We start from the raw sequence: 14661 nt of genomic DNA on the forward strand, positions 1-14661 counted from the left end.
GTGCATCTGCAAAACCTTAACAAAGGCCTCTTCCGTCGTCATTTTCATAAGGGTGTTTCCTTATCCTTTCAGGGCGCCGAAGCCCCTGTGAGTTACAGTATTTCGTCTTTGAGGTAGTAGCCGACATACGCCATGCGCTGTCCCAGTCGGCGGAAAGGCGTCAGAATGCCGTGGCTGGGCAGCGGGGACGTGAAGATCGGTAGTTCAAACGCCTTGTCTTTCTTACCCGCGATCAGCTGTGCCATACGACGCCCGGCCTGAGCCGAGTACATCACGCCGTTGCCACCGTATCCCATCGCGTAGAACACGCGCTGTTGCGGGTCCGGCTGGAAGATACGCGGCATCATATCATGGCTGACATCGACCCAGCCCCACCACGAGTAGTCGAGGTTGATATCCGTCAGCGCCGGGAACTTTCGGGCGAGACCCTTTTTCAGTAGCTCCAGATGTTTTTCGTTCTCGGCATCACGCCCTGTCACCGCGCTGCGGCTGCCGATCTGCATCCGATTGTCCGGCAGCAGGCGGTAATAGTGGCGCAGCGTACGCGTGTCGGTCAGGGGGGATTTGGTCTGAATGCCACACTCATCCAGTTCGGCCTGGGTAAGCGGCCGTGTCACCATCGAGTTGGACAGGATGGGCATCAGGCGGTGCTTTGTGCGCGTGTTCAGACCTGGCGGAGTATAGCCCGCGGTTGCCAAGGCCACCGTTTTGGCGCGGACGATGCCGCCCGGTGTGCGCAGGTGATGCACGCCGTTCTTCGTCTGCCATCCCATGACCGGGCTGCCGGTGTGAATTTTCACCCCCAGACGGCGCGCCATGTTGACGTAGCCGAAGGCCAGTTTACCCGCATGGATGCAGGTCCCGTCAGGTTCCCACATGGCACCTGCGGCCTCCATATCGCGCACGTGCTTTTCGTGAAGTTCTTCCCGAGAGAGAATCCGCGAACCATAGCCGAACACGTCGTTGAGCAGCTTGCTTTCTTTCTTGAGGGAGGGCATGACCTTGTCGCGATGCGCGATGTAGTAGTGGCCGCCTGGCTGCGGGTCGCAATCGATATCGTCCGACGCAATCAGATCGTTGAACAGCTGAAACGCTTCTGTGACCTCGGCATGCATGCGCTTGGCCACGTCCGTGCCCCAGCGCTGAATCCATTGCGACCGTTTCAGCCGTCCGGATGAGATCTGGGCCTGCCCGCCATTGCGGGTGGAGCAGCCCCAAGAGACTGTATTTGCTTCTAAAACAACGGCTTGAATGCCGTGTTCCTTGGCAAGATGAATGGCGGTGGACAGGCCGGTATACCCCGACCCGATCACCACCACATCCGCATCCATATCGCTGGACACAGGTCCATCATCGGCCGGAGGTGTTCCGGCCGTTCCAATCCAATATGTGGGCGCGTGGTCGCGATTGTGACCCGGACCCGCATCTATGATCGGGTCATATTTCGGGTCATAGCTGGCCTTGGGCCAGTGACGCGGGATGCTGTTATCCACCATTCTTGTTTTTCTCCGAGGCTGCGCGCAGGGCGGCGGATCAGGCTTTGAACATTGGACGCGTCTTTCGAAGCGCCTGTTTTACAACGATTTTACCGTCACGAACGGTGAACAGATCCGCACCTTCAGCTTCGATCCGCATACCGTTTGCGTCGGTTCCTGAGAAGGTCCACTCGGACACGGCACGATCACCGTGGACAAAATGGCTGTGATGGTCCCAATGGGCGTCTTTCATGCCTGCCCAGACGCCTGAAAACGCGGCGGCTATGGCTTCGGCACCTTCAACCTTGTTGCCGTATTTCTCGTCACCAGCCACGGTGTAGAACACGCAGTCGTCGGCGAAGTGGGTCATTACGCCGTCGATGTCATGGCGGTTGAACGCGTCAAACGTGTCCGCCAGGTCCTGCGCGGTCAGAGTTTTGCTCATTTTGTACTTCCTTGTCAGTGGGGTTGTTACGTTTCGTCCGGGTTCGGAACGATCAGTGTCGGTATCTTGGAGCGCCGCAAAACGCGTTTTGCGACGGTGCCCAGAAACGTATGCGAAAAGCCGTGATCATGCGCACCCAGCACGATCAGATCACAGCCCAGTTCGACCGAGCGGCGCAGGATCACTTCGGCCGGGTGACCATCGGTGACCTCGACCGAGGTGATCTGATCGCGAATTTTTCCATCGTCGCCGTCGAACTGCGCCCAGAATTTGGCTTGTCGTTCGGCCAGTACCTTGCGCACCATCTCGTGACGACGCTCGATCGCGGTCTTGCGGGTTTCTTCATTCAGGATGAAGATCTCCATCGTGATCTTGGCATCGTCCGACAGTGGCTCATTCACATGCAGCACGTGAATTTCGGCCCCCGTGGCCTGCGCGATGCTGGCGGCATGGCGCATGGCGTGACCCGAGTTTTCGGACAGGTCAGTGGCAAAGAGGATGTTTGTGACCATCTGTTTCATGTCGTCATCCTTTCAGATCAGTAGCCAAACAGCCGTGGGAGCCACAGCGACAGTTCAGGGAAGAAGGCGATGATGAAGATCGCAATCGTGTTGGCGGCCGCAAAAGGCAGCGCACGCAATGAGATCTGTTCGATCGTGATGTTCGAGATACCCGAGGCGATGAACAGGTTTTCGCCCAGTGGTGGAGTCTGGAAACCGATACCCAGCGTGCAGACCATCACCACGCCAAAGTGGATCGGATCGATACCCACCGAATAAGCCACCGGCAGCATCACCGGAACCAGGATCAGGATGGTGGCCAGCGTCTCCATGAACATGCCGACGAACAGCAGGAAAAAGATGATCAGCGTCCAGATGACATAGAGGTTGTCCGTGAAGCTGAGCATCGAATCCGCGATGATTGCCGGGATCTGGTTTTCCACCAGCAGTCGGCCAAACACGGTCGCGGTGAACAGGATCAGCAGAACACGCCCAGTCAGCCAGGTGGTGGCTTCAAGCGACTGGAACAGCGACTGCCAGGTCAGTTCGCGGTAGATAACCACGCCCACGAACAGGGTGTAGAAAATCGCCACGATTGCCGCCTCGGTCGGGGTGAAGAAGCCGGTATAAATACCGCCCAGGATCACCAGCGGCGCCATCAGCGACCAGAAACCGCGATACATTTCGCAGCCCACGTGACGGATCGACCAACCTTCGGAAACGCCCTTGTAGCCGCGCTTTTTCGACATGAAGAAGTTCAGGATCAGCAGGCTGGTGGCGATCAGGAAGGCCGGGACGAATCCGGCAATGAACAGTTTCGAGATCGAAACCGACTGAAAGGTTCCGAACTTTTCCACGGCTTCCGGCGGCGGCGCCATGCCGAGCGCGGCAATGCCGAAGATCACCATCGGGATGGAGGGAGGAATGATAATCCCGAGGCCGCCAGAGGACGCAGTGATCGCCGAGGCATAGCCGCGCTCATAGCCGCGGTCGATCATCGCAGGGATCATCAGCATCCCAACGGCCGCGGTTGTTGCCGGGCCCGAGCCCGAAATGGCGCCGAAGAACAGACAAGCCATGACCGTTGCAGCCGAAATACCGCCGGTGAAAGGACCGGCCAGGCTTTCAGCAACATTGATCAGGCGTTTCGAGATACCGGCGGCCTCCATCAGGGCCCCGGCAAGAATGAAGGCAGGCAACGCCATCAGGGGGAAAGCACCCACCGAGGTAAAGGCGATCTGCACGAATTTGATCGGGTTCTCGTCCAGGTAAAGGAATGAGACCAGCGATGCCACACCCAGCGCCACAGTGATCGGCGCGCCAATGAGCAGCAGAAACAGGAAAGACCCAAACAGGATTGTGACGATTTCGGATTCCATGGTTTATCCCCCTGCCCTTAGGATTTCTTTGCTGCTTCAGTCGCAGCTTTGATTTCGTCGAGGTCGATCTGATCGGGATCGTGAATATCCTCGCCCTTGATAAGGCGGCGGTAATTCACCTGAATGATGCGGACGGTCATCAGCGCAAACGCGATGGGCAGCACCATGTAGACGTACTTCATCTCGATACCCAGGGTCTGGGATTTCCAGAACTTGTTCATCTTGTTGAAGACAAAATCCGTCGCCAGATACAGGAAGTAGACATTGAAGAAGAGCCAGAAGAGATCGGCGAAGGCTTCGATGTATTTGATCGACCCATCGGGCAGGAACTTGAACTGGAATGTCACGCGGTTATGCGCACCTTTCAGAGCGGCGTAACTTGCGCCGAAATAGACGAACCAGACGAACATGTAGACCGAGAGTTCCTCGATCCAGCTGACCGAAAAGCCGAAGACCTCGCGCGCGATGATCTGCACGAACAAAAGGCAGACGAAGCCGGATAAGAGGATCCGGCAGATGACACTTTCTATGTTGTCCAGAAATTTCCAGAACATGTGGTTTCACTCCTCCCTGAAGTGAGAAGAGCGCCGCAGCGCTCTTCCCGGTATCGCCGTGCGACGATTATTGCTGGACCGGCTCGCGGCCGATGGCTTCGAGAACTGCATTCAGTTTCTCGACACCACCAATGGACTCGTAGAATTGCGGCCATACAGCTTCGGTCGCCAGTTGAATGAACTCGGCTTCGTCGTTCTCGGGGTCGATGATTTCCATCCCCTTGGCCGTCAGCTCTTCCTTGATGGCTGCTTCCGAGTCCCGCAGGAACTGGGCCGAGACCTGAGTGGCTTCCTGCCCTGCTTCCAGGATCATCTGCTGTTCCTCTTCGGACAGGTCCTGGAACACGGCTTCCGAGATGATCAGCGGTTCGATCGAGAAGATGTAACGCAGGTTGGTGACGTGGTTCTGAACCTCGTAGAACTTCATCGCATTGATCGTCAGGTAAGGGTTGTCCTGACCGTCAACCACTTTGGTCTGCAGGCCGGTGAAGGTTTCCGACCAGGCCATCGGGGTCGGGTTGATGCCCCATGCCTTGTAGGTTTCGATCATGATTTCGTTTTTGGGAACGCGAATGATCAGGTCCTGCAAATCCGCAACCGATTTGACCGGCTTCTTCGAGTTCGTCAGACGGCGGAAACCGGTATAGGTCCAGCCGATGATGCGCACACCGGCATCACGGATGGTGTTTTCGACCAGTTCCTGACCGATTGGACCCTGGGTCAGTTTTTCGGCATCTTCCAGGCTGAGGATCACGTAAGGCAGTGTGAAAACACCGACCGAAGGCGAGAACGGCGTGATGTTGTTGATCGCCAGCAGCGACATATCCAGCGTGCCAATCGCCGCCTCGTTCACCGTGTCCTGCTCGGAACCGAGCTGACCGTTGAGGAACAGTGTCGCGGTGTGCTCACCACCTGATTTTTCTTCGAGCGCTTTTACGAACGCGAGCCCCAGCGCCTCTTGTGCGCTGCCCGCGCTGTCGCCGACAGCGATCTTGAAGTTCTTCGCCTCGGCCGTGCCTGCAACCATCAGTGCGGCAACGGAAACGGCTGCGCTGAAAGTGCCAAGCTTTTTGATAAATGACATGGATTTCCTCCCATATGTCGTGTTTCGAGGTGCGCGCTGACCTGGGGAGAAGGTGGCCAGTCCGATTCTACCTCGGCGACACGAAGCTAACTTGCCAACTTGGTTTCGTCGTTGTTAATATTTGCGCGAAAGGTTTCATAGATTTCAAACATGCGATATGAGACAGAACAAACTTGATACCCGGATCGGCGACACGGACATCCGTCTGCTGCGCGTGTTCAAAACCGTCGCGGAAAGTGGTGGCATCACGGCCGCCGAGATCGAGCTGAACATCGGTAAATCGACGATCTCGAAACACTTGTCTGACCTGGAACTGAGGCTTGGCCTAAAGCTGTGCAACCGGGGGCCGGCAGGGTTTTCACTGACGGAAGACGGCGAAAAGGTGCTGGCCGCGGCAGAAGACCTGCTTATTTCCGTGGCGCAGTTCAGAACCGAGGTCAACGAAGTCAAACAACAACTGGCCGGCAGCATTCGCGTGGCTCTGTTCGATCAATGTACGACCAACCCGGAAGCCCAACTTGCCCGCACCATTCACAAGTTCAATGAGGCCGCACCGGCGGTTCACATCGAACTGTCGCTGGAACCCCCCAACGTGATCGAAACAATGGTCATCAGCGGGCAACTGGATGTCGGTATCATCGCTTTGCACAGACCATCGGCAAGCCTGGAATACACGTCGCTCTACGGGGAAAACATGTATTTGTACTGTGGGCAGGAACACCCCCTGTTTGACCGCTCGGATCCAGAGTTGAAACTGAGTGTTCTTCGCAAGTTCAACTACGCCGGCCTGCACGTGAACTCTCCGAACCTCATCGTTGGTCAACAACTGGGGTTTCGACGTGCGGCCAAAGTGCAGAACGAACAAGCCCTTGTCATTCTGATACTTTCAGGTCGCTACCTTGGGTTTCTTCCCGATCATCTGGCGCAGGAATTTGTCGAACATGGGCTTATGAAAAAGGTTCTACCCAAAGAGATCAAATACAGAACCCGTTTCGCGGCCGTGGCCAGAAAACAACCTGCGCCAACACGCGTGGCCAAGCTGTTTCTGGAAACTCTGGTAAAGGTACATTCTCAGGTACAGTAGGAACGCGGGCAGGACGTCTTGTTTCCCAGACCCAAACCCGCCCACGCCTGAAATCAGCACACGGCGCGAGGCCGGGCGGATCAATCGCAGGCTGCGGTAACGATCATCTCGACCTTCAGAACATCACGGGCCAGTTTCGCCTCGCCGCAGGCGCGGGCCGGGGCGTGGCCCTCTGGCACCCAGGCATCCCAGACCGCGTTCATTTCGGCAAAGTCGGCCATGTCCGACAGCCAGATCACGCATTGCAGGATACGCGTCTTGTCGCTGCCAGCCTTGGCCAGAAGGTCCTCGATCTTGGCAAGGATGTCACGGGTTTGATCGGCAACGGTTGCGGCATCGGAAACCTGACCGCACAGATAGGCGGTTCCGTTATGTTTGACGATGCGGCTCATGCGCTTGCCGGTCTCGATCCGAGTGATGGTCACGACTGCTGTCTCCTGTCACGAAAGGTATGTTCCAGTTGGGCGATAGAGCGAAACGACGCCAACCGCCAGCCCAGACCTTCAATCATCGAAAAATTGCCAGCCTGCCGCGCGGGAGTTTTCAGCCTAACAGCACGCTTATGTCCGGTGCGCGGCGACGGGATAAGCGGTTGCCAGCGCCTTGCGGACAGGTCGTTTTCGCGGATACCTTTTCTGTCCTGTCTTGCGCGCCTCGGCCAACGCATTCGGAGAAACATCGCGACTTTGGTTCACAAGGCGTTTGACGGAGGTTTCCCAGTCTGCTTTCAATCGGTCAAGAGCTTCTCCGCTCGCCCCAATATCGGAGCGCCATATGCCACCCGGCACTGCCGAAACACTGCTTTTTGCATGTCCGATGCAGGACAGCGAAGTTGGTCGACTGACGTCAATGGTTCCAACAAAGGACGGGTGGTCATGACCCGCGATGTGCTGCTGCAACCCTATCAGCTGAAGCATCTGACGCTGAAGAACAGGATCATGACGACCAGTCATGAACCCGCCTACCCCGAAGACGGTATGCCGAAAGAGCGTTACCGCGCCTATCATGAGATGCGCGCGAAAGCTGGGGTCGCGATGACCATGACGGCGGGTTCCGCCACCGTCAGTCGCGACAGCCCACCGGTGTTCAACAACATCCTTGCCTACAAGGACGAGGTGGTGCGCTGGATGGCTGAATTGACGGATGCCTGCCATGCTCATGGTTGCGCGGTCATGATCCAGTTGACCCATCTGGGGCGGCGCACGGGTTGGAACAAGGGCGATTGGCTGCCGTCGGTCTCTTCTTCGCATTATCGTGAACCGGCCCACCGGGCCTTTGCCAAGAAGATGGAAGACCATGATGTCGAACGGATCGTAAGCGACTACGCCGATGCAGCCGAGCGTATGAAGGCCGCGGGTCTCGACGGAATCGAATTGCAAGCCTATGGCCACCTGATCGATCAGTTCTGGTCACCACTCACCAATACGATGGACGCGCCCTATGGCGGCAGTTTCGACAATCGGTTGCGGTTCGGCTTCATGGTTCTGGATGCAATCCGCAACCGTGTCGGGCAGGATTTCATCGTTGGCGTCCGCTATACCGCGGATGAAGTCGAAAAAGGCGGCATCACCGAAGAAGACGGGCTGGAAATCGCCCGAAGGCTGCGCGACAGCGGTCAGGTCGATTTCCTGAACGTCATCCGCGGGCGCATTCATACGGATCCGGCCATGACGGATGTGATCCCGGTACAGGGCATGAAAAGTGCGCCTCATCTGGATTTTGCCGGGCGTGTACGAGCCGAAATCGGGATGCCGACCTTTCATGCATCGCGCATTCCCGATGTGGCAACCGCACGACATGCCGTGGCCTCGGGGTTGTTGGATATGGTCGGCATGACCCGCGCGCATATGGCCGACCCGATGATCGTGTCCAAGATCCGGGCCGGTCAGGAGGATGACATCCGCCCCTGCGTCGGTGCAACCTACTGCCTGGACCGAATTTATCAGGCGGGTGAAGCCCTTTGCATTCACAACCCCGCTACCGGGCGCGAATTGTCGATGCCGCATGTGATCCCCGCAGCCAAATCCCGCCGCCGGGCGGTCGTCGTCGGCGCAGGGCCCGGAGGGCTTGAAGCCGCGCGGGTCGCGGCAGAGCGCGGGCATGACGTTACCGTTCTGGAAGCGGCCCCTGAACCCGGAGGTCAGGTGCGTCTGGCCGCGCAATCCCGACGCCGGGCCGAGATGATCGGGATCATCGACTGGCGCATGGCGCAATGTGCTGCGCGCGACGTCAGGTTTCAGTTCAACACGTTTGCAGAGGCGGAGAACGTAACAACCTTTGCCCCGGATATGGTCGTGATTGCAACCGGAGGCTTGCCCGAGACGACAATATTGGAAACCGGCAACGATCTGGCGGTTTCGGCCTGGGACATCCTGTCGGCAGACGTGCAACCGGGCGAAAATGTCCTGATCTACGATGATGCGGGCGACCACCCGGCCCTGATGGCGGCCGAGGTCATCGCCGGGTCCGGTGCGCGGGTTGAGATCATGACCCGCGACCGCAGCTTTGCGCCCGAGATCATGGGCATGAATCTGGTGCCATATATGCGTGCGCTGCAAAAAACGGGGGCGGTGTTCACCGTTACCCGAACGCTGAAATCGCTGGTTCGCTCAGGCAATCAACTGGAAGCGGCGATTGGAACGGATTACTCGAAACTTGTTGAAAAGCGCGTGTATGATCAGGTCATTGTCAATCAGGGCACCTTGCCTCTGGATGATCTCTATTTCCAACTCAAGCCGCTTTCGCGAAATCGTGGCCGTGTGGATCACGACGCTCTTGTCGCCAATTCGGGTGACGTGTTTCCGCAGGTGAACCCGAATGCCGGTTTTGATCTTTACCGGATCGGAGACGCCGTTTCTTCGCGCAACATACACGCGGCAGTCTATGACGCGCTGCGCCTAGGCCTTCGGTGGTGACGCCATCTGAGAATGGGTTGAACACGTACAGCCGATTGCCCGCACGGCATGAAACCCCTTATGCGCCCGAACGAAAAGGACCGGACATGAGCAATATTGAGGTCATCGAGACTGTTTGGATACCGCTGCCTGACGGCACGAAACTTGCGGCGCGCCTGTGGCTGCCGGAAAGCGCGAAGAACGCCCCTGTGCCCTGTATCGTGGAATACATCCCCTATCGCCGCCGGGACAGGACACGCATGCGGGATGAAAGCATGCATCCGCAGTTTGCCGCCGCCGGTTACGCGTCGATCCGCGTTGATATCCGAGGCTATGGCGACAGTGATGGTGTTTCCGAAGATGAGTATTCGCATCAGGAGATTCAGGACGGTCACGACCTCATCCAGTGGATCGCCGATCAGGACTGGTGCGATGGGAACGTCGGAATGTTCGGCAAAAGCTGGGGCGCATATAACGCGTTCCAAGTGGCGGCGACGCGCCCTGCGGCGTTGAAGGCGATCGCACCGGTGATGGGCACAGACAACCGGTGGCGCGAGGACATCCACTTTTACGGCGGATGTCTAGCCAACGACAATTTCTGGTGGGGCTCGATCATGCAGCTGTACAACGCCATGCCACCAGACCCAGAGATTGTCGGCCCGGACCGCTGGCTTGACATGTGGCGCGAGCGGTTGGAAGGCGCCGCGTTCTGGCCGGCCATGTGGCTGGAACACCAGACCCATGACGAGATGTGGCGGCGCGGTTCGATCTGCGAGAACTATGCCGACGTGGATATACCGGTCTACTTTTTCGGCGGCTGGATGGATCTATACCGCGATACCCCATTCCGCATTGCCGAACACCTCAGCGGACCGGTCAAGATCCTGATGGGGCCCTGGGCGCATCTTTACCCGCATGAAGGGGTGCCCGGCCCCAAGGCTGATTTCGTCGGCGAGGTCATCCGGTTCTGGGATCACTGGCTGAAGGGAAAAGACACAGGGTTGATGGACGAACCACCCTTGCGTTTTTTCCTTCAAGACAGCGCAGCGCCGACCGGAACGCATCTGGAACGCACGGGGCGCTGGGTCGAAGAGCCGAGCTGGCCGTCACCGAATATCACCAACACGTCCCTGTGGCTGAATCATCTGACGCTTGAGGCAGACCCCGTTTCCGCGGCAGAGCTTGCGATTTGCTCGCCGCAAAGTTTTGGGGCGGCCGCAGGTGATATGTGCTCTTTCGCCATTCCCGGAGACATGGCGGCAGATTGCCGGATCGACGCCGCCGGCGCGTTGCAGTTCAAAGCGGCGCCACTTGAAGACGCACTTGATATCCTGGGGCAACCATCGGTCGATCTGAAGGTGTCAGCAGATCAGACTCAGGGCTTTGTCGTTGTATTGCTGGTGGACGAAGACCCGAACGGTGCGCAGACGCTGATTGCCAGGGGATTCTGCAACCTCAACCACCGGATCAGCGATACAGAACCCACGCCGATCACACCCGGGGAAGAGATGGCTGTTACCGTCTCGATGTATGGAACAGGATATCGGGTTCCGTCAGGTCATCGCATCGTTTTGCAGATCGCTTCGGCTTACTGGCCGGTACTCTGGCCCGCCCCCGAACCTGTGACACTTACAATCCGCCCGGGTCAATCTCATTTGCACTTGCCCATCCGCAACCCAGGCGTTGACACAACCGAACCCCGCCCGCTGCCGGAACCATCGGCGTCCGGTGAGGCCGCAAGAAAGACCAAGGTGCGCTCGGGCTCGATGGAACGCTCGGTCCACGCGGACCTGACCAATGGCAAGGTGACACACAGGTTTTTTCTGGACGGGGGCGTCTTCGGGCCGGTGGGTGATTTCCGCCTGGACGATATTGGGACGGTGCTCAGCGACGTGTCGGATCGAAGATATTCAATCCATCCGGGTGACCCGCTTTCTGCTGTTGCCACGATGGAGCAGACCGCCGGTTTCGACCGTGAGGACTGGTCGGCCAGGATATGGACCTATTCCGAACAACGGGCAACGGCCACCGAGTTTCATTTGATCTCGCGCCTGAAGGCATGGTCAGGGGAGGAGCTGATCTTTGAGGAAGAGAAAGCACATGTCATTCCGCGCAATGGAATGTAGTTGAAAACACGTTGGAAAAATTGCGTTGAGACCCGTGACGGGACTTGCCTTCGCAGTCCTGTCAACCCAACCGAATGGTCCAGACTTGCGCGGACATGTCTGGACGGGCCTGTCGTTGCACCATGTGCCGGTCAGAACCCCAAAGCACTGCCGGATTTGATGGTATCCATGGAAACGAAGGTTCTGAACTTTCTAATATTGCCGTTTTCAAAGAACATCCTGCGGGTGAAATCTTCGTAAACCGCCATGCTTTCGACGACCACGACAACCATGAAATCAACCTCTCCGGTCACGTAAAAGCATTGCTGGACTTCCGGAGCATTCAGCAGGGTTTTCTTGACGGCATCGATCTCGTCCGGGGTTTCACTGACCAGTTCAAGTTCAACGAAGATGGTAAGTTGAAGACCTACGGCCGCCGGGTCAACGACGGCCACATTGGCTCGTATCACGCCCTCGGCCTCCATCCGGCGGATACGGCGCTGCACCGAGGGTGCGGACAGATTTACGGCCTCGCCAATCTTGTGCTGCGTGGTTCTGTTGTCTTGTTGCAGAATCCGCAGGATCGCGCGGTCAAAGTCATCCAATTGCGTCATGTGAAAGAAACTTGCATGGCTTGCCACTAACTAGAGCCCTTTTTTCAGGTCACTTGCAATAAACTTGTTTCTCACATGTGAAGCAACACGTCGAAGGGGAAGTTTTGCCGTGACAGCATTGACAGAACGCCTGCGTGCGTTGCGCCATGAGTTTCATCGCAACCCCGAGCTTGGGTTTCAGGAAGTCTGGACCAAGAACCGGATTGCCGGGCATCTGCGCAACCTAGGCATCGAGGTGTTTGAAGGGGTCGGTGTCGTGGGCGTCTTGAAGGCGGGCAATGGCAATCGCGCCATTGGGCTGCGCGCGGATTTCGACGCGCTCCCGATTACCGAGGTCAATACGTTTGCGCACAAGTCGCAGAACGAAGGTGTCATGCATGCCTGTGGACATGATGGCCACACGGTGATGCTGCTTGGGGCCGCCGAATTGCTGGCCAAGGATCCGACGTTTGACGGCACGGTTGTCTTTCTGTTCCAGCCCAATGAAGAGCATGGGCTTGGGGCAATAGCGATGATCGATGAGGGCGTTTTGCGGACCTTCCCGATTGATGAGGTTTACGGCGCGCACAATCTTCCGGGTGAGCCTGTCGGGCGGGTTTCCACCCGCGCCGGTGTCATCTGTTGCAGTGAAAGCCTGTTTGAAATCACGCTTTCCGGTCAAGGCGGTCATGCCTCGATGCCCCATGTCGGGCGCGAAACGATCACGCCTGCGGCGGAACTTGTATTGGCCCTGCAAACCATAGTTTCACGCAAGCTTGCACCTTCATCCGGCGCCGTGGTGTCGGTGACCGAGTTCACCACCGACGGGCAGCGCAATGTCCTTCCGGGGCGTACTGTTCTGAAAGGTGACGCGCGGGCCATGTCACCGGCAGACCGCAAGCTGATCGAACGCACCATGCGCCAGATCGCAGGCGGTGTGGCCGAAAGCCATGGCGTCGAGGTGAGTGTGGATTTCCGTACCGCATTCATCGAGGCAAACAATGATGCCGATGCCGCATCGCATGTCGTTGCAGCGGCTTCGGCCATGGGTCTTGAGGTGGACGGAGACTGCTCTGCCATGTCTTTCTCGGAAGATTTTGCTGAATTTGCCGCCGTTGTGCCCGGGTGTTTCCTGCTTATCGGCAACGGGACCGAAGGATCAAACGGCCGTCCGCTGCACTCGGCTGATTACGATTTCAACGACGCACTGCTCCCGCTGGGTGCAGAACTCTGGGCAGAGCTGGTACGGCAGCGCCTGCCGCTGACCCCTTGACAGGATACACGACCATGACAGAAATCATCGCCCATCAGGCAGGCAGGCCGAGCTTTGGCCCCGCTGCCGAAACCGTTTTGACACAACAGGATTTCGATCGCGCAGCAAGGGAAATCACCCAATGGGAGGGGTATGCGCCAACGCCTCTGCATTCTTTGCCATCGTTGGCAGCCGAGATCGGAGTCGCGGAAGTCCACTACAAGGATGAAGGTCCCCGGTTTGGTCTTGGAAGTTTCAAGGCCTTGGGGGGGGCCTTTGCCGCCTTGCGTGTTCTGCAACGCGAAATATCGCGCCGGACCGGTCAGGACGTGTCATTGGAAGATATCCGTACTGGCCGCTGCGCCGACATGGTTGCCAGTATCACGCTTGTTTCGGCAACCGATGGCAACCACGGTCGGTCGCTCGCATGGGGGTGCAAGCGGTTCGGCGCGCCGTGCCGGATCTACATTCACGCCGAAGTCAGTGAAGGCCGCGCGCAGGCCATGCGCGAACTCGGGGCCGACGTCGTGCGCATCGATGGAGACTATGACGCCTCGGTGGATCAGTGTCGGCGGGAAGCTGACAAGAACGGCTGGTTCGTGGTTTCGGACACATCCTGGTCAGGCTACACTGACCCGCCGCGCGACGTGATGTCGGGCTATGGTGTCATGGTCAAAGAAGTCGTGGATGCAATGGACACGGCACCGACGCATGTCTTTCTGCAAGGTGGAGTTGGAGGGCTTGCCGCGGCAGTTGCGGCAGCATTGCGTCAGGCCTGGGGTGATGCCGCGCCGCGCGTCGTGGTCGTGGAACCGCATCTGGCGGCGTGTTTGTTCGAAAGCGCAAGGCAGGGGCAAGCCGCGTCCGTAGATATCGATGAAGAGACCATCATGGCGGGTTTGTCCTGCGGGGTGCCGTCACCGATGGCGTGGGAGGTTTTGCGCAGCGAAGCCTCGGACTTTCTGACAATCGACGATCAGCTGATACCGCCCACCGTCCGTCGCCTGGCGCGTCCGCATGGTAGTGATCCGGCGATCGAAGCCGGAGAGAGCGGCGTTGCCGGATTGGCCGCATTGATCGAAGCGGCCAACAACCCCGAGCTTTTCCAGAAGCTTGGATTGACGCCGCAGTCTCGGGTTTTGACGATCGGCTCTGAAGGCGTGACGGATCCCGATATCTATGCCCGGATCATGCAAGGCGACGTGTAACTCAGCCGCAATTCCTGCGGGTACTGAGGCCAATCAGCTCAGCCGAAAACCCAGTTGCAATGGGCCTTGGGACGGTTGAATCCGACAT

The 14661-nt window shown here is 57.9% G+C and carries 13 protein-coding genes; 5 read left to right on the forward strand and 8 right to left on the reverse strand.

The window, feature by feature from the left end; genetic code table 11:
- Positions 1-92: 92 nt before the first annotated feature.
- The 6 genes from I9185_RS14485 to I9185_RS14510 all read right to left on the reverse strand — a co-directional run bounded on the left by I9185_RS14485 (position 93) and on the right by I9185_RS14510 (position 5437).
- Positions 93-1496 (reverse strand): FAD-binding oxidoreductase, encoded by a 1404-nt coding sequence (locus I9185_RS14485; RefSeq protein WP_171636284.1) that lies wholly within the window; start codon positions 1494-1496, stop codon positions 93-95.
- A 37-nt stretch (positions 1497-1533) separates the two neighbouring features.
- On the reverse strand, positions 1534-1920 hold the full coding sequence (locus I9185_RS14490; RefSeq protein WP_209835032.1) for a nuclear transport factor 2 family protein: 387 nt from the start codon (positions 1918-1920) through the stop codon (positions 1534-1536).
- A gap of 26 nt (positions 1921-1946) precedes the next feature.
- A complete protein-coding gene (locus I9185_RS14495) occupies positions 1947-2441 on the reverse strand; it encodes a universal stress protein (RefSeq protein ID WP_171636286.1) in 495 nt (164 codons plus the stop codon).
- Between the two features lie 17 nt (positions 2442-2458).
- A complete protein-coding gene (locus I9185_RS14500; protein ID WP_171117920.1) occupies positions 2459-3799 on the reverse strand; it encodes a TRAP transporter large permease in 1341 nt (446 codons plus the stop codon).
- 17 nt (positions 3800-3816) lie between these two features.
- The gene (locus I9185_RS14505) at positions 3817-4353 is read right to left on the reverse strand and encodes a TRAP transporter small permease (RefSeq protein WP_171636288.1); all 537 of its coding nucleotides are present in this window, start codon (positions 4351-4353) and stop codon (positions 3817-3819) included.
- 67 nt (positions 4354-4420) lie between these two features.
- A complete protein-coding gene (locus tag I9185_RS14510) occupies positions 4421-5437 on the reverse strand; it encodes a TRAP transporter substrate-binding protein (RefSeq protein ID WP_171636290.1) in 1017 nt (338 codons plus the stop codon).
- A 157-nt stretch (positions 5438-5594) separates the two neighbouring features.
- On the opposite strand from I9185_RS14510, the gene I9185_RS14515 reads away from it, so the two are divergent.
- The gene (locus tag I9185_RS14515; protein WP_210093401.1) at positions 5595-6521 is read left to right on the forward strand and encodes a LysR family transcriptional regulator; all 927 of its coding nucleotides are present in this window, start codon (positions 5595-5597) and stop codon (positions 6519-6521) included.
- An 80-nt stretch (positions 6522-6601) separates the two neighbouring features.
- Here I9185_RS14515 and I9185_RS14520 read toward each other — a convergent pair whose 3' ends face one another.
- Positions 6602-6946: a RidA family protein gene (locus I9185_RS14520; RefSeq protein ID WP_171117928.1), complete on the reverse strand. Its 345-nt coding sequence runs from the start codon at positions 6944-6946 to the stop codon at positions 6602-6604.
- Positions 6947-7396: 450 nt separating this feature from the next.
- Between I9185_RS14520 and I9185_RS14525 the strand changes: the two genes are divergently transcribed.
- Both I9185_RS14525 and I9185_RS14530 read left to right on the forward strand, forming a co-directional pair.
- Positions 7397-9436, forward strand: a complete 2040-nt coding sequence (locus I9185_RS14525) for an NADH:flavin oxidoreductase (protein ID WP_171636295.1) — start codon at positions 7397-7399, stop codon at positions 9434-9436.
- Between the two features lie 86 nt (positions 9437-9522).
- A complete protein-coding gene (locus I9185_RS14530; protein WP_210093402.1) occupies positions 9523-11541 on the forward strand; it encodes a CocE/NonD family hydrolase in 2019 nt (672 codons plus the stop codon).
- A 131-nt stretch (positions 11542-11672) separates the two neighbouring features.
- Here I9185_RS14530 and I9185_RS14535 read toward each other — a convergent pair whose 3' ends face one another.
- Entirely contained in the window at positions 11673-12134 is a 462-nt protein-coding gene (locus tag I9185_RS14535) for an Lrp/AsnC family transcriptional regulator (RefSeq protein WP_171636299.1), read from the reverse strand.
- A gap of 109 nt (positions 12135-12243) precedes the next feature.
- Here I9185_RS14535 and I9185_RS14540 point away from each other — a divergent pair, with 109 nt between their 5' ends.
- Entirely contained in the window at positions 12244-13386 is a 1143-nt protein-coding gene (locus I9185_RS14540; protein WP_210093403.1) for an amidohydrolase, read from the forward strand.
- 14 nt (positions 13387-13400) lie between these two features.
- A complete protein-coding gene (locus tag I9185_RS14545) occupies positions 13401-14573 on the forward strand; it encodes a diaminopropionate ammonia-lyase (protein ID WP_210093404.1) in 1173 nt (390 codons plus the stop codon).
- The last annotated feature ends 88 nt before the right edge of the window (positions 14574-14661 follow it).

Origin of the sequence: Ruegeria sp. HKCCSP346 (assembly GCF_017872595.1) — a bacterium.
Taxonomy (GTDB): Bacteria; Pseudomonadota; Alphaproteobacteria; order Rhodobacterales; family Rhodobacteraceae; genus Ruegeria.